Annotated in this window: 11 protein-coding genes and 1 riboswitch; of the genes, 9 read left to right on the forward strand and 2 right to left on the reverse strand. The window is 62.1% G+C overall.

Annotated elements, in window-relative coordinates; translation table 11 throughout:
- Positions 1-46: 46 nt before the first annotated feature.
- The gene (locus KVQ74_RS20325; RefSeq protein ID WP_225930101.1) at positions 47-7,771 is read right to left on the reverse strand and encodes a dermonecrotic toxin domain-containing protein; all 7,725 of its coding nucleotides are present in this window, start codon (positions 7,769-7,771) and stop codon (positions 47-49) included.
- Positions 7,772-8,075: 304 nt separating this feature from the next.
- Here KVQ74_RS20325 and KVQ74_RS20330 point away from each other — a divergent pair, with 304 nt between their 5' ends.
- From KVQ74_RS20330 to astE, 7 genes are all read left to right on the forward strand, one after another.
- Positions 8,076-9,296 carry an aspartate aminotransferase family protein gene (locus KVQ74_RS20330; RefSeq protein ID WP_217832943.1) on the forward strand — a complete coding sequence of 407 codons (1,221 nt, stop codon included), beginning with the start codon at positions 8,076-8,078 and terminating at the stop codon, positions 9,294-9,296.
- A 218-nt stretch (positions 9,297-9,514) separates the two neighbouring features.
- Complete coding sequence (aruF, locus tag KVQ74_RS20335; protein ID WP_217832944.1) at positions 9,515-10,534, forward strand: arginine/ornithine succinyltransferase subunit alpha; 1,020 nt, start codon at positions 9,515-9,517, stop codon at positions 10,532-10,534.
- Positions 10,535-10,585: 51 nt separating this feature from the next.
- A complete protein-coding gene (gene astA, locus KVQ74_RS20340; protein ID WP_217832945.1) occupies positions 10,586-11,611 on the forward strand; it encodes an arginine N-succinyltransferase in 1,026 nt (341 codons plus the stop codon).
- A complete protein-coding gene (gene astD / locus KVQ74_RS20345; protein ID WP_217832966.1) occupies positions 11,608-13,077 on the forward strand; it encodes a succinylglutamate-semialdehyde dehydrogenase in 1,470 nt (489 codons plus the stop codon). The genes astA and astD overlap by 4 nt, the downstream gene beginning before the upstream one ends.
- A 151-nt stretch (positions 13,078-13,228) precedes the next feature.
- Positions 13,229-14,575 (forward strand): N-succinylarginine dihydrolase, encoded by a 1,347-nt coding sequence (astB, locus tag KVQ74_RS20350; protein WP_217832946.1) that lies wholly within the window; start codon positions 13,229-13,231, stop codon positions 14,573-14,575.
- A gap of 58 nt (positions 14,576-14,633) precedes the next feature.
- Positions 14,634-14,924, forward strand: a complete 291-nt coding sequence (locus KVQ74_RS20355; protein WP_217832947.1) for a topoisomerase II — start codon at positions 14,634-14,636, stop codon at positions 14,922-14,924.
- 12 nt (positions 14,925-14,936) lie between these two features.
- Positions 14,937-15,947, forward strand: a complete 1,011-nt coding sequence (gene astE / locus KVQ74_RS20360; protein ID WP_217832948.1) for a succinylglutamate desuccinylase — start codon at positions 14,937-14,939, stop codon at positions 15,945-15,947.
- Positions 15,948-16,059: 112 nt separating this feature from the next.
- Here the strand turns inward: astE and KVQ74_RS20365 are convergent, their stop codons facing one another.
- The gene (locus KVQ74_RS20365; protein ID WP_217832949.1) at positions 16,060-16,569 is read right to left on the reverse strand and encodes a 6,7-dimethyl-8-ribityllumazine synthase; all 510 of its coding nucleotides are present in this window, start codon (positions 16,567-16,569) and stop codon (positions 16,060-16,062) included.
- 101 nt (positions 16,570-16,670) lie between these two features.
- Positions 16,671-16,842: riboswitch (FMN riboswitch) on the reverse strand.
- 198 nt (positions 16,843-17,040) lie between these two features.
- On the opposite strand from KVQ74_RS20365, the gene ltaE reads away from it, so the two are divergent.
- Positions 17,041-18,045, forward strand: a complete 1,005-nt coding sequence (gene ltaE, locus KVQ74_RS20370; protein WP_217832950.1) for a low-specificity L-threonine aldolase — start codon at positions 17,041-17,043, stop codon at positions 18,043-18,045.
- A gap of 146 nt (positions 18,046-18,191) precedes the next feature.
- Positions 18,192-20,816: an alanine--tRNA ligase gene (gene alaS, locus KVQ74_RS20375; protein WP_217832951.1), complete on the forward strand. Its 2,625-nt coding sequence runs from the start codon at positions 18,192-18,194 to the stop codon at positions 20,814-20,816.
- Positions 20,817-20,832: the final 16 nt, after the last annotated feature.

Below are 20,832 nucleotides of genomic sequence, written 5' to 3' on the forward strand. Positions count from 1 at the left end.
AAAAGCCATGGCATCACTGCCATGGCTTTTTTCATTGCGGGTTATCTCAATCTTCGATATCGCCCCCCGGACGGTTCACCGTGCCCGGTTGGCCGGCGATGTCGTCGACGTTCAATGTGAGCCCGGTTTCCTCGTAATAGGTCCGGATCCGTCGGCGGGCCTGTTCGGAGAGCGGGTTGTTCTGCAGGTCGTAGCGGTCGCCGACATACGCCGGGACGTCCATCAATTCATCGGCGATGTCAGTGATGAGGTTGTTCGACAGATCGACTTCGCTCCAGTTGTGGTTGGTCAGCACACCGGGCGGAATCTCGCTCAGGCCGGCATTGCTCAGATCCAGATCGGTCAGGCTTTGCAGGTTGCTCAGGTCGGGTGTCAGCGCCAGCGGGTTGTCGTGCAGATGGAGGATTTGCAGGTTGTCCATGCCGGCCAGGCTGGTCACCGATTGCGCTGTCAGCGTCAGGTCGCAATCGGGCAGGCTCAGCGAGGTCAGGCGCCCCATCGAGAAAACCGCCTCGGGGATGTCCGGCAGGAAATAACCGCGAATATCCAGGCTGTCGAGGTTAGGGAACGCATCGAGGAATTGCCCGATCCGTGGCGTGTGATCGCCGTAGCCGAGCAGGAACAGCTCCGGGACGTGGCTGAAGTCGGCATTGAGACTCGGCAACTCGCCCATGATCGACAGACGCGAGGCGAACCCATGACTGGCGACCTCGGAACCCTCGACCGGAATATTGCGCCAGCACCTGAGCAGCGCGTCCCTGAAGTTGTTGCGCTTTTGCGCTTCGAGCAACAGTTCGGCATCGGTAAGTGCTTGCAGGGAGTCTGGGTTGATGAGCGGGACATCGTTGCTCCAGGTGTCGAGACCGAAGATCAAACCCTGCAACTCGGCTTCCCGTCGCGTCAGTTCGTTGCGTCCTTCAACCAGCGTGCCGGGCAGGTCATAGATGAATCGGCTGGCCTGCTCGTCGCTCAGTTTCGGGTACAGCGATTGGGCGCGCGTGAGGTCGCTGCGATCGGCCAGTACGCCGAGGTCTTCGCCGAGCTCCTGATAACAGACCTTGATCCGCTCACGCGTGGCCTGGGTCAGCGGATTGTTGCCGAAGTCGAAACCGAAGGTGGTCGTGGCCGGCAGTTTGAAGATCTGTTCGGGAATGGTGGTGATCCAGTTGCTGTGGAGGATCACGGTTTTCAGCGCGGGATGGTCGGTGAGTCCGACGGGGATCTCGGAAATCCCGGTGCTCGACAGGTCGACCAGTTCCAGCTTCGGCAGGCCGCGCAGGTCGGGTGCCATACCCAGCGGGTTGTTGTAGAGATCAAGTGCCGTCAGGGTTTTCAGCGTGGTCAGCGTCTTGTTGCCCGCCGCATCCAGTACCGTGCCGCAGTTGCTCAGGGCCAGCGTTTCCAGCGCTGGCATGCGAGTGATTGACGACGGAATCCGGTCCACCGCCAGGTTGCGCAGTTCGAGGACTTTCACGCCGGTGAAGCATTCAAGGAAGCGCTCGTTCATCCGCAGCCTGGCGTGGCCGTCGAGGCTGAGTATGGAGACATGACTGAAGTCGGCGCTCAGGGCTGGCAGCTCACCGTTGAACGGCATTACTTGTCTGAATTCATTGTTGCGGATTTCGGGACTCGCCGAGCGTCGGCTGCGCCAGAACGCTTGCAGTTCCTCGCTGAACAGCTTTCTGGCCGCCGATTCCGTGGCTTTTTCTCTCTCGTTGAACGACTCGCCGGTGGCCGGATCGCGTTCAGGCACTTCACCGACCCAGCGTTGCAGGTCGCCGCTCAGTTGGCGGATCTCCGCCTCCCATTGCTGGAGCTGGGTCTGGGTGTCCTCCAGTGTGCCGGGCAGCAGATAGAGCACGCGGTTGGCGGCTTCATCGTTCAGATCCGGGAACAGGGCGATGGTGCGGTCGATGTCTTTTTGGGCGAACCACACGCCAAAGTCCTGGCCGTTCACGCGAAAGCGTTGCCTGATGCGCAGGCGACTGGCCGATGACAGCGGGTTGCCGGCAAAGCTGAAGTGCTTGTGAGTGACCGCCGGGGTGTTGAACAGGTCGTCGGGCAGTTCGCTGATCAGGTTGTCATCGAATGTGCCGCTGGCAATGTGCAGGTGATCGAACAGCCCATCCGGCAGGCTGGAAATGCCGGTGTCGGTCAGCCGCAGGTGTTTCAACAGTGGCAAGCCATCCAGTTTGGGTGCGCTGCCCAGCGGGTTGTTGCTCAGGTCCAGGTATTGCAGTTGCCCGAGGGATGAAAGCGTCGCTTGCGATTCGGGCGTCAGTTTCAGCGCGCAACTTCTCAGCAGCAGATGGCCCAGTTGCGGCATGCGACGGGTGGCTGTCGGTAGTTGGCCCAGGCTGAAGTTTTGCAGTTCCAGTTGATGCAGTCCGGTAAACCCTTCGAGGAAGGCATCGACTCCACTCACCGCCGCGTTGCCGTGCAGGGTCAGGTTGGACACATGGCTGAAGTCCGTCGACAGCGCCGGCAGGTCGCCGATGAACGGCACCTTCCATTGCATGTTCTGCGCCCGTTGCCTTGGCGAGTCCGCCGATCGGGCGCGCCACAGCTCTTCCAGGTGATCGGCGAATTCCTGTCTGGCCGCGTGCTCGGCGATCAGTTGCGGCGTATTGAGGGGTTGCCCGGACAGCGGATGGGTTTCGGGGATGGCGGTTTTCCAGGCCGCCAGATCGCTGGTCAGTTGCTCGATCTCGGCTTTCCAGTGCCTGAGCTGGCTGCGCCCGTGCTCCAGATCGCCGGGCAAGCCGTAAAACACGTCGCTGGCTTCTTCGTTGTCGAGGCTGGGGAACAGCGCTTTGGTCGCGTCGATGTCGGCCGGGTCGGCGAGTACGCCGAAGTCCTTGCCGTGCTCGCGGGAATACACCTTGATCCGTTCCAGGGTACTGGCGGTCAGCGGGTTGTTCGAACAGTCGAAGTTTTCGCTTTTGCGTCCGGGCAGCTCAAAGAAGGCCTCGGGCAGTTCGGTCAACTGGTTGTCGCTGACGATGACCGTTTGCAGTTTCGGATGCGCGGCCAGTTCGGGCGGGGCTTTGCTGATCCCGGTATTCGACAGGTCGAGGTAGGACAGCTCGGGCAATGTCTCGACCTTCGGCGCCTTGCCCAGCGGATTGTTCGGCAGCTCAAGCGATTCCAGGTTCGGCAAGGCTTCAAGCGCGGTCTGCAACTCGCTGTCGAAAGAAATGCCGCAATCGTTCAGGACCAGCGATTCGAGGCGCGGCAGATCACCGAGTGTTTGCGCCAGTTGATCGAGCGCGAAATTGCGCAGGGTCAATTGGCGCAGGCCGGGGAAACTGCGCAGGAACGGCGAGGTGGCGCGCAGGCCCTTGTTGCCACCGAGGGACAGGCCGGTGACGTGATCGAAGTTCACGCTCAGTTGCGGCAGGTCACCGGTGAAGCCTGGGTCTGCGCTGAACACCTCGGCCCGGTTCAGCGGGTTATCGCTGGAGCGCTGGCGCCACAGTCGTTGCACCTGCCAGGCAAAGGTTTCCCGCGCGTGCAGCTCGTTGAACTGCTCGTTGGCATTGAGGGGTGTGCCGCTCACTGTGTCGCGATCCGGGATGTCACCGCTCCAGGTGTTCAGCTCGTTCGCAAGCCGGGCGAATTCCTCCTCCCACTGGCTCACCTGCAAACGGCCCTGCAGCAGCGAGCCGGGCAGGCGATACAGCAACGCGTTGGCCTGGCGGTCGTTGAGATCCGGAAACAATGTTTTGATCCGGTCGATATCCGCACGGTCAGCCTGCACACCAAAGTCTTTGCCGGTCTGGTTGAAGTGGACTTTGACCTGTTCCCGGGTGGCGGTGGACAACGGGTTGCCGGAAAAATCGAACCCGGCGGAACGCTCGACAGGCTGCTGGAACAGGACGTCCGGCAGGGCGGTGATTCGGTTGTTGCGCAGCCAGACGCTTTTCAATTGTGGGTGTTCGAACAGCCCGACCGGCAACTCGGAAAGGCCGGTCTTCGACAGGTTGAGGTGGTGCAGTCCCGTCATCGCGCGGATGTCCGGGGTGGCGCCCAGTGGGTTGGCCTGCAGATCGAGCGCGGTCAGTTCGGGCAGCGATGCCAGCAGCGTCTGGTTCGTCGGCGTCAATGCAATCTGGCAATTGCGCAGGCGCAGTTGGCGCAGGGACGGTGTCGTCGCCACGGCCTCGGGCAGGTTACGCAGATTGAAGTGGCGCAGATCCAGGCGCAGCAATCGCGGGAAATGGGCGACGAACGCATCCACCGAACCGGAGCCGCCGGTGCCGGCCAGTTCCAGGCTGGCGACATGGCTGAAATCGGCGCTCAGCTCGGGCAGGTCGCCCAGCAGCGGCTCGGGGAAGCGCATCCGGTAGCCGTAGGCTTCGCGGCTTTCCCGGCGCCAGCATTTGCGCAGCTCCCTGGCGAACAGGTCGCGGTTGCGGCGGGCGGCTTGGAATTGTTGCGTCGTCAGTTGCTGGCCGGTGACGGGATGGATTGGCGGGGTATTGATCCGCCATTGGTCCAGGTCGTTTTCCAGCTGGGCATATTCCAGGCGCAGGCGAGCCAGCTCGGCTCGGGCGCCATCCGGATGATTGAGTAATGTGTACTCCATGGCCGCCAGACCTTCTTCGGTGATGCCGGGAAAGACCTCCCTGATCAAGTCCTCCAGCTCCCGCGAGTCGCCGCGTCTGATCAGCGGGTAGCCCTCCGAACCGATCAGGCGCAGCGTGTCGTTGACCACGGGTTTTGCGGGTTCGGAGGACATCAGCAGACGCAGCTCGCCGCGCTCGTGCGGATTGTCACGAATGGCGTGTTTGAGTTTGTCGCCTTCACCAATCTGTAAACCCAGTGCCTGGCGTTCGCTGTCGGGCAGGGCTTGCAGGACGCTGTTGTAGAAATCCATCGAAGCATTCAGCTCCTTGCCCTGATCGTCGTACGCCTGCCAGGTGCCATCGGTTTTGCGCACCAGCACTTTCTGCACGCGGGCCTGGGTTGGGCCGGTGCTGTCGACGAGTTTGCCTTCGGGGGATTGTTCGCGAACTTCCAGGCGAATGTCGTTCGACCAGCCCGGCAAGCGCTGCAGGCTGTGCAGCGCCAGGGTGTCGCTGTCGGGGTTGTGGACCGAGTCCAGTTCAAGCCCTTCGTAGGCACGGGTAATGCGCAATTGCTCGCGGGCCTCGCTGGCAAGCGCCTGCTGGTGCTGCGGCCAGCGCCCGTTGTCGATCTCCAGCAGCTCGTCACCGGTGGCGGTTTTCAGCAGCTCCTCGGTGATGCGGATGGGGAGGCCGGGTTCATGCCGCAAGACTTTCGCCACCCGTGGATCGTCACTGCGTTGCTGCGTGGCATAACGGCGGTTGAACAGATCGGCGCGATGCTGCCGGGCGAATTGCGCGAGCCTGGCCCGGAGTTGGCGGACGCGAGCCTCAAGGGCAATCTGCTCACCCTGGCTCTCGCCAAGTAACGTGTTGATTTGCGATTCGTCGAGCGATTGCAGCAGCGTCTTGAGCAGGTCGCCGTCGGTCAGTTGACTCTGCCGGAGGTCCGTCAGCGGCAGGTTTTCGGCCGTGGAGGATTCCCAGAGCGTTTCGCCCTTGGCGTTGAGCAGGCGCAGTCGCCGGGTGTCCGGCAACAGTTTCTGCTCCTTGAGCAACTGGAGTTGGGTCGGTTGATCTGCGCCGAGGTATTGCTCGGGGCTGTCACTGGCGATCCGCTCGATGAAGCCTTGCAGCTCCTGATCGATCCGAAAGCGCTGGATGCTGTCGGCGAGCAGGGGCGGCACCGACTCGCGATTCACATGCATTTTGCGCAGGGCATTTTCCGGGTAGCCGCTGACCTTGAGAATGCGTTCGCGCTGAGCGGGGGAGAAGGGTTCGACGCTGTGGCCGATGCGTTTCAACGCGGTGGCGGTATCCCATTGCAGAGGTTGCTCAAGCTCGGTGTGGAAGGCGCCTTCGCCGTTATGGTGCGCGATGGGTTGGTAGGCGTCTGTACGCCTGGGATGTTGGATCCGGTACTTTTCCGGGTGAGGGTGATCGGTCAGCGCGAAGTGCGCGTCATGGTTGGCGAGCAGTGTCTTGCCGTCGTGCCGGAGCAAGCCCTGGGCGTCGGGCTCGACGACCTCTGCCGGCGGGGCGGGATGCTCGTAGGGTTTCAGATCTGGCTTCCAGTATAGGGTTTTGCCATTGCGCAGTTTCACCGGTTGGAAGCGGTCGGCCAGTGAAAGGATCTCGGCGGGCAAAATCTTCGGCAGCTCTTGCATGGCAATGGCGCCGCCGACGCCGAACGCCCCAAGTTGAATCAACGACTCCAGCGCACTGAAGAGATGCCCGGAGGCCTCATCGGTCAAACCTTCAGCCCAATCGACAATGCCCTCGAATACGTCGTCGAGAAACTGATACGCCATGTAGGCCATCATCACCTGGCCCAGGAACGGTACGAAGGGCATCAACACGAACGAAGCCAGTTCAACGATCGCGGACGCGACCTTGACGAAAGAGTCCCAGATCGCCCAGCGCGCATTGCGGTCGACGGTGGCGGTGGGGACGGCGATTGCCGCTGCGTCGTTGAGGATCTTGTTCAGTTTGCGCTGATAGAGATGCTCCAACAGCTCGCCGCGAATGGGCGTGGCAACCAGTTGCAGCCTGGGATTTTCGATGGGGGTATCGCGCCAGGGTGGCAACGAACTGCCGGCCTGCGGCTCGTGGAACGTCACTTCGCTGAGGCGGCGTCCGAGGTCGGCGAAGAAGTGCCCGCGCTGGTCATGGTCGACGAAGCGGCTGAAAAACTGCTGATATTCCGGCGCGCGCAGCTGGCGGGTCAGTTCCTTCAGCATTTCGCGGCTCGAGGCGTATTCCTTGATCGGATGTTCGGGATCGTCCGGCACATAGGCCACGACCCTGATCGACTCGCGATCCTGCTCCAGGTCCGGGGCGAACACGAGAATGCCGGTCAGCGTCTTCGACATCATCGTCAGGTCGTGGCACAGCAGCGCCTGGCCGTCGACGCGCATGCCTTGCAAACCATCGAGCAAACCACCGATCAGGCGCACGTACATTTCACTGACGTCACCGCTCAGTTGCGCCATGTGCAGGGCCGCCTGAATGGCGGCTGTTTCGCTGGCGTCGATGTGCAGGCGCAAAACGGCGGCGGCGACCGGATTTGTGAAACCGAGGTTTTCTTCGAGCGAGGCCTTGAAGCTGGCGCCGATATCGAGCTCGCGGCACAGCCGGGCGAACGCCGCGATGCTGATCTTCGCCTTGATCTGCGGCAGCGTTTCGAACTGACCTGACGCGGACGGTTTGCTGATGAACGTGGATTCGGGCGCGTAGGCATCTGCCTCGGTTTCGCTAGCTTCGAAGTTATGCAGTGCCGCATCCAGCAGCGACACCGTCCAGGTCTGCGCACCGGTGGTGATCGGGATGCCAGAGGTTTTCAGCGGAATATAAAGACGCAGGAAAGTGTTCCTGACATCCAGGTCCAGGCCGAATCTGTTTTTCAATGCCTGGGTGAGCAGCGGTTCGGCGTAGGCAGCGGCGTCCTGCAGGTGTTCGAGTTTTTGATCGAGGGTGTTTTGTGCGGCCATGCGCCGGGCAATGACGCCCCGCAGCTCGTCGTTCCGTTCCCTGGGTGCGTTCTTGAGTTTTTCGGAAAGCGGGTGGCGGGCACTCTTCAGCGCCGCGCGGCGCTTGGCCGAAGCCTTGCCGAGCCATTCGGGGAAGGCATGTCTGAGCGGTTCGTAGTGTACGGCGGGGTTGAGCGGTTTGACGGCGGAGGGGGAGCCGGGGACTGCGTGCATCGAGTGCATCCTTGTACGTCGGAAAGACCCCAGCAAATCAGAGATCGGCAGCGCGGATGCGGTACATATGTATGACCGTCGGCCGCTGCGCAATTGATATGCTCCCGGGTCTGCTGCAAATGCCGGCGGCAGTTTAAACTGCGCCTTTGCGACGCTATATGTCGCATTGCCGTAAACCCGGGAAAATCCGGGGTTTGCGCTATAAGAAGTTGTCGCTTGGCGACAAGGCCGGGCAGAAAACTGTCCTTACAATCCCCCCATCGCTCGCCAGTTTCAGGCGAGTGTTCGTCTTCAGGAGACTCCGATGTCCGTTGAGCACGCTGCGGTACAACGCGCCGATTTCGACCAGGTAATGGTTCCCAACTACGCGCCTGCCGCTTTCATTCCGGTGCGTGGCGCCGGTTCCCGCGTCTGGGACCAGGCCGGCCGCGAGCTGATCGACTTCGCCGGCGGGATTGCCGTTAACGTATTGGGCCACGCGCATCCGGCGCTGGTCGGTGCCTTGACCGAGCAGGCGAACAAGCTGTGGCACGTGTCCAACGTGTTCACCAACGAACCGGCCCTGCGCCTGGCGCACAAGCTGATCGACGCCACGTTCGCCGAGCGCGCGTTCTTCTGCAACTCCGGCGCCGAAGCCAACGAGGCCGCGTTCAAGCTGGCCCGTCGCGTGGCGTTCGACCGTTTCGGCAGCGAGAAATACGAGATCATCGCCGCGCTCAACAGCTTCCACGGCCGTACCCTGTTCACCGTGAACGTCGGCGGTCAGTCGAAGTACTCCGACGGTTTCGGCCCGAAGATCACCGGCATCACCCACGTGCCTTACAACGATCTGGCAGCGCTGAAAGCCGCCGTTTCCGACAAGACCTGCGCCATCGTGCTGGAACCGATCCAGGGCGAGGGCGGCGTGCTGCCGGCCGAACTGGCTTACCTGCAAGGCGCCCGTGAACTGTGCGACCAGCACAACGCGCTGCTGGTGTTCGACGAAGTGCAGACCGGCATGGGCCGTACCGGCAAGCTGTTCGCCTACCAGCACTACGGCGTGACGCCGGACATCCTGACCAGCGCCAAGAGCCTGGGCGGCGGTTTCCCGATCGCGGCGATGCTGACCACCGAAGCACTGGCCAAACATCTGGTCGTCGGTACTCACGGCACCACTTACGGCGGCAACCCGCTGGCGTGCGCCGTGGCCGAAGCGGTGATCGACGTGATCAACACCCCTGAGGTGCTGAGCGGCGTCAACGCCAAGCACGACAAGTTCAAGACCCGCCTGGAGCAGATCGGCGAGAAATACGGCCTGTTCACCCAGGTGCGTGGTCTCGGTCTGCTGATCGGTTGCGTGCTGAGCGATGCCTGGAAAGGCAAGGCCAAGGACATCTTCAACGCCGCTGAAAAAGAAGGCCTGATGATCCTGCAAGCCGGCCCGGACGTGATCCGTTTCGCCCCGAGCCTGGTGGTTGAAGACGCCGATATCGACGCCGGCCTGGAGCGTTTCGAACGCGCCGCCGCAAAACTGACGCAAGCCTGATAGACATTTCGACGCCTGACTGTTCAGGCGTCGGACCCAATTTTTTGTTTCGGGCAAGAACAAAAATGTGGGAGCGGACTTGCTCGCGAAAGCTGTAGGTCAGACAGCGATTCTGTTGACTGACACGCCGCCTTCGCGAGCAAGTTCGCTCCCACAGTCTCCTGCGGAGACGGCCCGGGATTTTTCTTCTGTAAGTTCTGAGAGAAAGGAGTGACACCATGCTGGTGATGCGCCCCGCGCAAATGGCTGATCTGGGCGAGGTACAGCGTCTGGCTGCGGACAGTCCGATTGGTGTCACTTCCTTGCCGGATGACGTGGAACGTCTGAGCGACAAGATCGCCGCCAGCGAAGCCTCGTTCGCCGCCGAAGTGAGCTTCAACGGTGAAGAGAGCTACTTCTTCGTGCTTGAGGACAGCACCACCGGCACGCTGGTGGGTTGCTCGGCGATCGTCGCTTCGGCCGGTTATTCCGAGCCGTTCTACAGCTTCCGCAACGAAACCTTCGTGCATGCGTCCCGCGAGCTGAAGATCCACAACAAGATCCACGTGCTTTCGCAGTGCCACGATCTGACCGGCAACAGTCTGCTGACCAGCTTCTATGTGAAGCGCGAATTGGTCGGCTCGCCATGGTCGGAGCTCAACTCCCGTGGCCGTCTGCTGTTCGTTGCCAGCCATCCCGAGCGTTTCGCCGATTCGGTGGTGACCGAGATCGTCGGCTACAGCGATGAAAATGGCGACTCGCCGTTCTGGGACGCCATCGGCCGCAACTTCTTCGACCTCAACTACGCCGAAGCCGAGCGCCTGTGTGGCTTGAAAAGTCGCACCTTCCTCGCCGAGCTGATGCCGCATTACCCGATCTACGTGCCGCTGCTGCCGGATTCCGCTCAGGAAGCGATGGGCCAGGTGCATCCGCGCGCGCAGATCACCTTCGACATCCTGATGCGTGAAGGCTTCGAGACCGATCACTACATCGACATTTTCGACGGTGGCCCGACCCTGCATGCACGGGTTTCCGGGATCCGCTCGATCGCCCAGAGCCGTGTGGTGCCGGTGAAGATCGGTGAACCGGTCAAAGGCATCGGTCGCCAGTATCTGGTGGCGAACGGGCAATTGCAGGATTACCGCGCGGTACTGCTCGAGCTCGATTACGCGCCGGGTAAACCGGTGACCCTGGATCTGGAAGCGGCCGAAGCCCTGGGCGTCGGTGAAGGTGCCAGCGTGCGCCTGGTGGCGGTTTAACGCCTTAGCGAGTTTCACGGGTGGCGAAGGCGGCCCGTTTGAGGAGATAGCATGATTGTTCGTCCCGTACGCAGCAGCGATTTGCCCGCTCTGATCGACCTGGCCCGCAGCACCGGCACCGGTCTTACGACCCTGCCGGCCAACGAAGAGCGCCTGACCCATCGGGTCGGCTGGGCCGAGAAGACCTTTCGCGGTGAAGCCGGCCGTGGCGATGCGGACTACCTGTTCGTGCTCGAAGACGACAACGGTCGCGTGGTGGGGATTTCCGCCATCGCCGGCGCCGTCGGTCTGCGTGAGCCGTGGTACAACTTCCGTGTCGGCCTGACCGTCAGCGCGTCGCAGGAACTGAGCATCTATCGCGAAATCCCGACGCTGTTCCTGGCCAACGACCTGACCGGCAACTCCGAGCTGTGCTCGCTGTTCCTCCACGCCGATTACCGCACCGGTCTGAACGGCCGCATGCTGTCCAAGGCGCGGATGCTGTTCATCGCCGAGTTCCCGGAGCTGTTTGGCAACAAGATCATCGCCGAGATGCGCGGTGTCTCGGATGACGCCGGACGTTCGCCGTTCTGGGAAAGCCTGGGCCGCCATTTCTTCAAGATGGAATTCAGCCAGGCCGATTACCTGACCGGCGTCGGCAACAAGGCGTTCATCGCCGAACTGATGCCGAAATTCCCGCTGTACACCTGCTTCCTTTCCGAAGGCGCGCGCAACGTCATCGGCCAGGTTCATCCGGACACCGAGCCGGCGCTGGCGATGCTCAAGAGCGAAGGCTTCAGCTATCAGGGCTATGTCGACATCTTCGACGCCGGTCCTGCCATCGAATGCGAAACCGGCAAGATCCGCGCGGTGCGTGACAGTGAAGCGCTGGTGCTGGCTGTCGGTACGCCGGGCGACGACGCAACGCCGTTCATCATCCATAACCGCAAACGCGAAGACTGCCGGATCACTGCCGCTGCGGCGCGTCTGGCCGCCGGCACGCTGGTGGTCGATCCACTGACCGCCAAACGTCTTCAACTCAACGCAGGCGATCAGGTTCGCGCCGTGGCGTTGTCCGCTGCTCGGGAGTCGAAATAATGAATTCGCTATACATCGCAGGTGAATGGCTGGCCGGTCAGGGCGAAGCCTTTCAATCGCTGAACCCGGTGACCCAGCAGGTGCTGTGGTCGGGGGAGGGCGCCACCGCCGCGCAGGTCGAGTCCGCCGTGCAGGCCGCGCGTCAGGCGTTTCCGGACTGGGCGCGCCGCACCCTGGACGAGCGCATCAGCGTGCTCGAAGCCTTCGCCGCCGCCCTGAAGAATCACAGCGACGAACTGGCCCGCACCATCGGTGAGGAAACCGGCAAACCGCTGTGGGAGGCGGCGACCGAAGTCACCAGTATGGTCAACAAGATTGCGATCTCGGTGCAGAGCTACCGCGAGCGTACCGGCGAGAAGAGCGGCCCGCTGGGCGACGCCACCGCCGTGTTGCGCCACAAGCCCCATGGCGTGGTCGCGGTGTTCGGCCCTTACAACTTCCCGGGGCACTTGCCGAACGGTCATATCGTGCCGGCGCTGCTGGCCGGTAACAGCGTACTGTTCAAGCCGAGCGAGTTGACCCCGAAAGTCGCCGAACTGACGGTCAAGTGCTGGATCGAGGCCGGTCTGCCGGCCGGCGTGCTCAACCTGCTGCAAGGCGCCCGCGAAACCGGGATCGCCCTGGCGGCCAATCCGGGCATCGACGGCCTGTTCTTCACCGGTTCCAGCCGTACCGGTAACCACCTGCACCAGCAATTCGCCGGGCGCCCGGACAAGATCCTCGCGCTGGAGATGGGCGGCAACAACCCGCTGGTGGTCGATCAGGTCGCTGACCTCGATGCGGCGGTCTACACGATCATTCAGTCGGCGTTCATTTCCGCCGGTCAGCGTTGCACCTGCGCCCGCCGTCTGCTGGTGCCGCAAGGGGCGTGGGGCGACAGCCTGCTCAAGCGTCTGGTGGAAGTCAGCGCGACCATCGAGGTCGGTGCGTTCGATCAGCAGCCGGCGCCGTTTATGGGTTCGGTGATTTCCCTTGGCGCGGCCAAAGCGCTGATGGATGCCCAGGCGCATCTGCTGGCCAATGGCGCGGTGTCGCTGCTGGCGATGACACAGCCGCAGGCGCAGTCGGCGTTGCTGACGCCGGGCATCGTTGATGTGACGGCGGTTGCCGAGCGTTCCGACGAAGAGTTTTTCGGCCCGCTGCTGCAAGTGATCCGCTACGCCGATTTCGCGGCGGCGATTGCCGAAGCCAATGACACGGCGTTTGGTCTGGCCGCTGGCCTGCTGTCGGATTCCGAGGCGCATTACCAGCAGTTCTGGCTGGAAAGCCGTGCCGGTATCGTCAACTGGAACAAGCAACTGACCGGCGCCGCGAGCAGCGCGCCGTTCGGCGGCGTCGGCGCCTCGGGCAACCATCGCGCCAGTGCTTACTACGCGGCGGATTACTGCGCATACCCGGTAGCCTCGCTGGAAACCCCGAGCCTGGTGCTGCCGGCGGCCCTGACGCCGGGCGTGAAGATGGCGTGATGCCCTTCGCAGGCAAGCCCGCTCCCACAGGATGTGTGCTGGATACACCATCCCGACCTGTGGGAGCCGGGCTTGCCCGCGAATGCCGCGACGCAGTCTCGAAACTTAGTAACTGAAGCCTATAACAACAGATTCTCGTGGAGCCTCGCTGATGAAATCCTATGAAGTCAATTTTGACGGTCTAGTGGGGCCGACCCATAACTACGGTGGTCTGTCCTACGGCAACGTGGCGTCCCAGAGCAACAGCCAGCAGTCTTCCAACCCGAAGGAAGCTGCGCTGCAAGGCCTGGCGAAAATGAAAGCGCTGATGGAAATGGGCTTTCAGCAGGGCGTGCTGGCACCGCAGGAGCGCCCGGATGTGGCTGCCTTGCGCCGTCTGGGCTTCAGTGGCACCGATGCTCAGGTGATTGAGCGCGCCGCGAAAGAAGCGATGCCGCTGCTGGTCGCCAGTTGCTCGGCGTCGAGCATGTGGGTGGCCAACGCCGCTACCGTCAGCCCGAGCGCCGACACCGCTGACGGCCGCGTGCATTTCACCGCTGCCAACCTCAACTGCAAATATCACCGCAGTATCGAGCACCCGACCACCAGCCGTGTGCTGGGCGCGATGTTTGCCGATCAGCAGCACTTCGCCCACCACGCCGCACTGCCGGCGGTGGCGCAGTTTGGCGATGAAGGCGCAGCCAACCACACGCGTTTCTGTCGTGAGTACGGTGAAGCCGGCGTCGAATTCTTCGTGTTCGGTCGCAGTGCGTTCGACACCCGTTACCCGGCGCCGCAGAAATACCCGGCGCGCCAGACCCTCGAAGCGTCCCAGGCGGTTGCCCGTCTGCACGGCCTGCGTGATGACGGCGTGGTCTACGCTCAGCAGAATCCGGCGGTGATCGATCAGGGTGTGTTCCACAACGACGTGATCGCGGTGGGCAACGGCGAGGTGCTGTTCTATCACGAGGACGCGTTCCTCGACACCGACAACATGCTGGCGGAACTGGCGAGCAAACTCGCCAAGGCCGGCGGGAAATTCCAGTCTGTCTGCGTACCGCGTTCGGCGGTCACCGTGGATGACGCGGTTCGTTCCTACCTGTTCAACAGCCAGCTTCTGTCGCGTCCTGACGGCTCGATGCTGTTGATCGTGCCGGAAGAATGCCGCAGCAACGAGCGTGTCTGGAATTACCTGCAAGGCCTGACCAGCTCTGGCGGAGTGATCCGCGAGGTGAAGGTCTTCGATCTCAAGCAAAGCATGCAGAACGGCGGTGGCCCGGCCTGCCTGCGACTGCGCGTCGCGCTCAACGAGACCGAGCTGGCGGCGGTCAATCCAGGCGTTATCATGACGGCCCCGTTGTACGGTTCGTTGACCGCATGGGTTGAAAAGCACTACCGCGACCGCCTGAGCGAAAACGATCTGGCGGACCCGCAGTTGCTGCTTGAATGCCGGACGGCACTGGATGAACTGACGCAAATCCTTAAACTGGGCGCGGTTTATCCATTCCAGATCAATTGATGGCCGGCGCGCCGCCCGAGCGCGGCGCGCGGTTCGTCTACCCCAGAGAGTAAAAGACATGAGCGATTCCCTGCAGCTGATCCTTGAAGACACCGACGGCACGCAGCTGCAAACTTCCTGCACCCGCTTCGCGGTCATGTGGCAAGGCAAGGAAGTCTGGATTCAGCAGGACGGCCGTGGCCAATTGCTGATCGGCGTGGACGTCGAAGAAGATGATGCCGAGTATGCCAACCTGCTGTTGCGCCCATTGGCGACTAATCTGGTAAGTCTGCAACTGGAAATGGAGCCGGCCGACCTCGGCGACGACGAGGGACATGTTCACGGCCCGGACTGCAAACACGATCACTAAGGAAACCGCTCTATGCTCGCCCTCGGCAAACTGCTTGAACTGACCCTCGCCGGCCGCGAACCGGCGGAGAAGACTCAACTGACTGTCGAAGGCGTGCGCATGCGCTGGTTGAGCGAAGGCGCGCTGGAAGTCCGGCCGCCGGAAGTACGCGACAATGGCCTGGATCTGCTGCTGTCCGCCGGGATCCATGGCAACGAGACAGCACCGATCGAACTGCTTGATCGGCTGTTGCATGACATCGCACGCGGCGATTTGAAGCCGCGCGCACGCATTCTGTTCCTGTTCGGCAATCCCGAGGCGATTCGCAAGGGCGAGCGTTTCGTCGAGCAGGACGTCAATCGGCTGTTCAATGGCCGTCACGAGCAAAGCAGCGGTTCCGAAGCCCTGCGCGCCTGTGAGCTCGAGCGCCTGGCTGCGAGCTTCTTCAGCGTGGCGGACCGCCAGCGCCTGCATTACGATCTGCACACGGCGATTCGGGGTTCGAAGATCGAGCAGTTCGCCCTGTATCCGTGGAAAGAGGGACGTCAGCATTCCCGTCGCGAACTGGCGCGCCTGCGCGCCGCCGGGATGGAAGCGGTGCTGTTGCAGAACAAACCGTCGATCGTGTTCAGCTCCTACACCTACGACAAGCTCGGTGCCGAGTCCTTCACGCTGGAATTGGGCAAGGCGCGGCCGTTCGGGCAGAACGCCGGGGTCAACGTCTCGCTGCTGGAAACCCGTCTGAAGCAGATCATCGAAGGCAACGAGCCGGATCCGGCCCAGGAAGGCCTGGACGGTTTGCAGCTATTCAGTGTGGCGCGGGAAATCATCAAGCACAGCGATGCGTTCCGCCTGAACCTGCCGGCGGACATCGAGAACTTTTCCGAACTGGATGAGGGCTATGTGGTGGCCGAGGACCTGGCAAGCACGCGCTGGGTCATTGAAGAGCAGGGCGCGCGGATCATCTTCCCCAACCCCAAGGTCAGGAACGGCTTGCGCGCAGGCATCCTGATCGTGCCGGCGACTGACGAAGGCCTGGCCTGAGCCGATTTTTTAGCTGGCATATATCGAATGTGGGAGCGGGCTTGCTCGCGAAAGCGGTCTGACTGACACACCGCCTTCGCGAGCAAGCCCGCTCCCACATCGGGGTTTGAAACTAGACCGCTACCGCGCGCGGCTCGCTACGACGCAGCGCACGCACCTTCATCAGCGTATCGGCGCAGGTTTTCGCCGCTTCCTGACCCTTGTGTACGAAATGCTCGAAGAAGAACTTCTGGTGTTCTTCGCCGGCGTGGAAGTGATGCGGGGTCAGGGACACCGAGAACACCGGCACTTCGGTTTCCAGTTGCACTTGCATCAGGCCGCTGACGACCGACTGAGCGACGAACTCGTGACGGTAGATCCCGCCGTCCACCACCAGGGCTGCCGCAACGATACCGGCATAACGACCGGTCTTGGCCAGCAACTTGGCGTGCAGGGGCATTTCAAAGGCGCCGCCGACTTCGAAGAAGTCGATATCCGATTCCTGATAACCCTGGGCGAGCATTTCGGTGACGAAGCCGTGACGGCTCTGGTCGACGATTTCTTTGTGCCAGCAGGCCTGGATGAACGCGACGCGCTCGCCCTGAGGGTGTTTGATCTTGCTGTCGATAGCGGTGGGTTGCATGTTCTGACTCCTGTTTGTGTGAAAAACAGGGCATTTATGAATCGAAAGGGATTCGAGGGTACGCACGCGCACAACACACGCGGACGGCCCTTTGGCGTCAATCCCGTTCTCTCTTCATCCGGACTATGACCGTCGGCCCCGGAATCACACCGGGTCTGCTGACCTTGCCGCTGACCACGGGTTGACCCGTGCCCATCGCCAAGCGCTCGCGGGCTATGCGCATTGCGCGCAATTACCGCCGGTGGGGAATTACACCCCGCCCTGAGAACGTTTGTGCCGCCCGTTCTTGGGCGGCGCAGCGTTTTTAACACAGATTGGCGAGCCGTGCATTGCGCCTTTACGATGATTGCCATCGAGTTTTTTGACGTAAGGAAACGACTTTTCCTCGAAGCGGGGTTGATTAATCGGCGCTGTGGCCGCAGTAATTCCCCTTCGAAAGGGATTTCCCCTGCTGACTTTGAGGCCAGGTTCATGAGCGTTATCGATCTTCGCAGCGACACCGTCACCCAACCGACCCCGCAAATGCTCGACGCGATGACCCGCGCGGATACCGGTGACGATGTGTACGGCGAAGATCCGACGGTCAATCGTCTGGAGGCCGAACTGGCAAAACGGCTGGGTTTTGCGGCGGCGCTGTTCGTTCCGACCGGCACCATGAGCAACCTGCTGGGCCTGATGGCGCACTGCGAGCGCGGTGACGAATACATCGTCGGGCAACAGGCGCATACCTATAAATACGAAGGCGGCGGCGCGGCGGTGCTGGGCTCGATCCAGCCGCAACCGCTGGAAGTGCAGGCAGACGGCTCGCTGGATCTGGACCAGGTGGCGGCGGCGATCAAACCCGACGATTTCCACTTCGCCCGTACCCGTCTGCTGGCCCTGGAAAACACCATGCAAGGCAAGGTGCTGCCGCTGGAATACCTGGCCCGCGCCCGGCGTTTTACTCAGGACAATGGCCTGGCCCTGCATCTGGACGGTGCCCGTTTGTATAACGCGGCGGTCAGGCTCGGCGTCGATGCCCGGGAAATCACCCGGTATTTCGATTCGGTTTCGGTGTGCCTGTCCAAAGGCCTCGGCGCCCCGGTCGGCTCGGTGTTGTGTGGTTCGGTCGAGTTGATCGGCAAGGCGCGCCGCTTGCGCAAAATGGTCGGCGGCGGCATGCGTCAGGCCGGGTTGCTGGCGGCGGCGGGGCTGTATGCGCTGGATCATCACGTCGAGCGTCTGGCGGACGACCATGCCAACGCGCAGTTTCTGGCCGAAGGCCTGCGCGGCGCCGGTTTTTCCGTCGAGCCGGTGCAGACCAACATGGTCTACGTGCAGATGGGGGATCGCGCGGAAGCGATCAAGGCGTTTGCCGCCGAGCGCGGGATCAAATTGAGCGCTGCCGCCCGTCTGCGGATGGTCACGCACATGGACGTCAATCGCTCGCAAATCGAGCAAGTGATCGCGACATTCGTCGAGTTTTCGCGCAAGTGACAGCGTTAGCCGTCCAATTGACCGTATCTATCGTATAAACACGCTGTACCCCGCGCGCAGGGCCGATATAATGCGGCCCTTTGCCGTCGTTTCGTCTGTTGACGTTTCGCACAGGCCTTTGGCCGCAGCCTCCGTGGAAGAACCTAATGAAAAGCGCAGAAATCCGTGAAGCCTTCCTTCGCTTCTTCGAAGAGCAAGGCCACACCCGTGTAGCCTCCAGCTCTTTGATTCCGGGCAACGACCCGACCCTGCTGTTCACCAACGCGGGGATGAACCAGTTCAAGGACTGCTTCCTGGGTCAGGAAAAACGCGCGTACACCCGCGCCGTCAGCAGCCAGAAATGCGTGCGCGCCGGCGGCAAGCACAACGACCTGGAAAACGTCGGTTACACCGCCCGTCACCACACATTCTTCGAAATGCTGGGTAACTTCAGCTTCGGCGACTACTTCAAGCGCGACGCCATCACTTACGCCTGGACGTTCCTGACCTCCGACAAGTGGCTGAACCTGCCGAAGGAAAAGCTTTGGGTCACCGTCTACGCCAGCGACGACGAGGCGTACGACATCTGGACCAAGGAAGTCGGTGTGCCGGCCGAACGCATGGTGCGCATCGGCGACAACAAAGGCGCGCCTTACGCGTCCGACAACTTCTGGACCATGGGCGACACCGGCCCGTGCGGCCCTTGCACCGAGATTTTCTACGATCACGGCGCCGACATCTGGGGTGGCCCACCGGGCTCGCCGGAAGAGGACGGCGACCGCTACATTGAAATCTGGAACAACGTATTCATGCAGTTCAACCGCACCGCCGATGGCGTGTTGCACCCGCTGCCAGCGCCGTCGGTGGACACCGGCATGGGCCTGGAGCGGATCAGTGCCGTGCTGCAGCACGTTCACTCGAACTATGAAATCGACCTGTTCCAGAGCCTGCTGGCCGCGTCGGCCAAGGCCATCGGTTGCACCAACGACGAACAGGCTTCGCTGAAAGTCGTGGCTGACCACATCCGTTCCTGCGGCTTCCTGATTGCCGACGGCGTGCTGCCGTCCAACGAAGGTCGTGGCTACGTGCTGCGCCGGATCATCCGTCGTGCCTGCCGTCACGGCAACAAACTGGGCGCCAAGGGCAGCTTCTTCTACCAGATCGTTGCCGCGCTGGTGGCCGAGATGGGCGAAGCCTTCCCGGAGCTGAAATCCCAGCAGGCGCACATCGAGCGCGTGTTGAAAGCCGAAGAAGAGCAATTCGCCAAGACCCTGGAGCAGGGCCTGAAGATCCTCGAGCAGGATCTGGCCGAGCTCAAGGGCGACGTAGTACCGGGCGACGTAGTGTTCAAACTCTACGACACCTATGGCTTCCCGATGGACCTGACCGGCGACATCGCTCGCGAACGCAGCCTGACCATCGACGAAGAAGGTTTCGAGCGCGAGATGGAAGCGCAGCGTGTGCGCGCACGCTCCGCCAGCTCGTTCGGCCTGGACTACAACAGCCTGGTCAAGGTTGATGTCGACACCGAGTTCACTGGTTATCACGCCACCAGCGGTGCGGCGAAAGTCGTTGCGCTCTATAAAGATGGTCAGTCCGTTGACGTCTTGAGTGAAGGGCAGGAAGGTGTGGTCGTGTTGAACACCACGCCGTTCTACGCCGAGTCCGGCGGCCAGGTGGGCGACTGCGGTTACCTTCAGGCCGGCAGCAGCCGTTTCGACGTGCGCGACACCACCAAGACCGGCGGCGCGTTCCTGCACCACGGCGTGCTGGCGTCGGGCAGCCTGATCGTTGGCGCACCGGTGGAAACCCATGTCGAAGCCGACGTGCGTCACGCCACTTCGCTGAACCACTCGGCCACCCACTTGCTGCACGCTGCATTGCGCAAAGTGCTGGGCGATCACGTTCAACAGAAGGGCTCGCTGGTCGACAGTCAGCGCCTGCGTTTCGACTTCAGCCACTTCGAGGCCATCAAGCCTGAACAACTGAAGGCGCTGGAAGACATCGTCAACGCCGAGATCCGCAAGAACTCGGCGGTGGAAACCGAAGAGACCGACATCGACACTGCCAAGAAGAAAGGCGCGATGGCACTGTTCGGCGAGAAGTACGGCGACAGCGTGCGCGTGTTGAGCATGGGCGGTGATTTCTCCGTCGAGCTGTGCGGCGGCATCCACGCCAACCGTACCGGCGACATCGGTCTGCTGAAAATCATCAGCGAAGGCGGCGTGGCCTCGGGCGTGCGTCGTATCGAAGCCGTGACCGGCGCTGCGGCGCTGGCGTACCTGAACGCGGCGGAAGAACAACTCAAGGAAGCGGCCAGCCTGGTCAAGGGCAGTCGTGACAACCTGATCGACAAGCTGTCGGCTGTGCTGGAGCGCAACCGTCTGCTGGAGAAGCAACTCGAGCAGTTGCAGGCCAAGGCGGCCGCCGCTGCGGGCGACGATCTGTCGGCTTCGGCAGTGGACGTCAAGGGCGTGAAGGTTCTGGCCACGCGTCTGGACGGCCAGGATGGCAAGGCGCTGCTGGCGCTGGTCGATCAGCTGAAAAACAAACTCGGTCGCGCAGTGATCCTGCTCGGCAGTGTCCATGAGGAAAAGGTCGTACTGGTCGCAGGCGTGACCAAGGACCTGACTGGCCAACTCAAAGCCGGTGATTTGATGAAACAGGCTGCTGCGGCAGTGGGCGGGAAGGGCGGTGGTCGTCCGGACATGGCGCAGGGCGGCGGTGTCGACGCCGGCGCACTGGATGGCGCGCTGGCGCTGACCGTTCCATTCGTCGAGCAGGGTTTATAAGACGGCCCGTCGGGTC

The sequence above is a fragment of the Pseudomonas botevensis genome (assembly GCF_019145475.1).
GTDB lineage: Bacteria > Pseudomonadota > Gammaproteobacteria > Pseudomonadales > Pseudomonadaceae > Aquipseudomonas > Aquipseudomonas botevensis.

Bases quoted from the DNA above. Each gene is read 5' to 3' on its own strand.
- astB (WP_217832946.1), top strand. From the start codon at position 13,229: ATGAAATCCTATGAAGTCAATTTTGACGGTCTAGTGGGGCCGACCCAT.
- astE (WP_217832948.1), top strand. From the start codon at position 14,937: ATGCTCGCCCTCGGCAAACTGCTTGAACTGACCCTCGCCGGCCGCGAA.
- aruF (WP_217832944.1), top strand. From the start codon at position 9,515: ATGCTGGTGATGCGCCCCGCGCAAATGGCTGATCTGGGCGAGGTACAG.
- KVQ74_RS20365 (WP_217832949.1), bottom strand. From the start codon at position 16,569: ATGCAACCCACCGCTATCGACAGCAAGATCAAACACCCTCAGGGCGAG.
- ltaE (WP_217832950.1), top strand. From the start codon at position 17,041: ATGAGCGTTATCGATCTTCGCAGCGACACCGTCACCCAACCGACCCCG.
- alaS (WP_217832951.1), top strand. From the start codon at position 18,192: ATGAAAAGCGCAGAAATCCGTGAAGCCTTCCTTCGCTTCTTCGAAGAG.
- KVQ74_RS20330 (WP_217832943.1), top strand. From the start codon at position 8,076: ATGTCCGTTGAGCACGCTGCGGTACAACGCGCCGATTTCGACCAGGTA.
- KVQ74_RS20355 (WP_217832947.1), top strand. From the start codon at position 14,634: ATGAGCGATTCCCTGCAGCTGATCCTTGAAGACACCGACGGCACGCAG.
- KVQ74_RS20325 (WP_225930101.1), bottom strand. From the start codon at position 7,771: ATGCACGCAGTCCCCGGCTCCCCCTCCGCCGTCAAACCGCTCAACCCC.
- astA (WP_217832945.1), top strand. From the start codon at position 10,586: ATGATTGTTCGTCCCGTACGCAGCAGCGATTTGCCCGCTCTGATCGAC.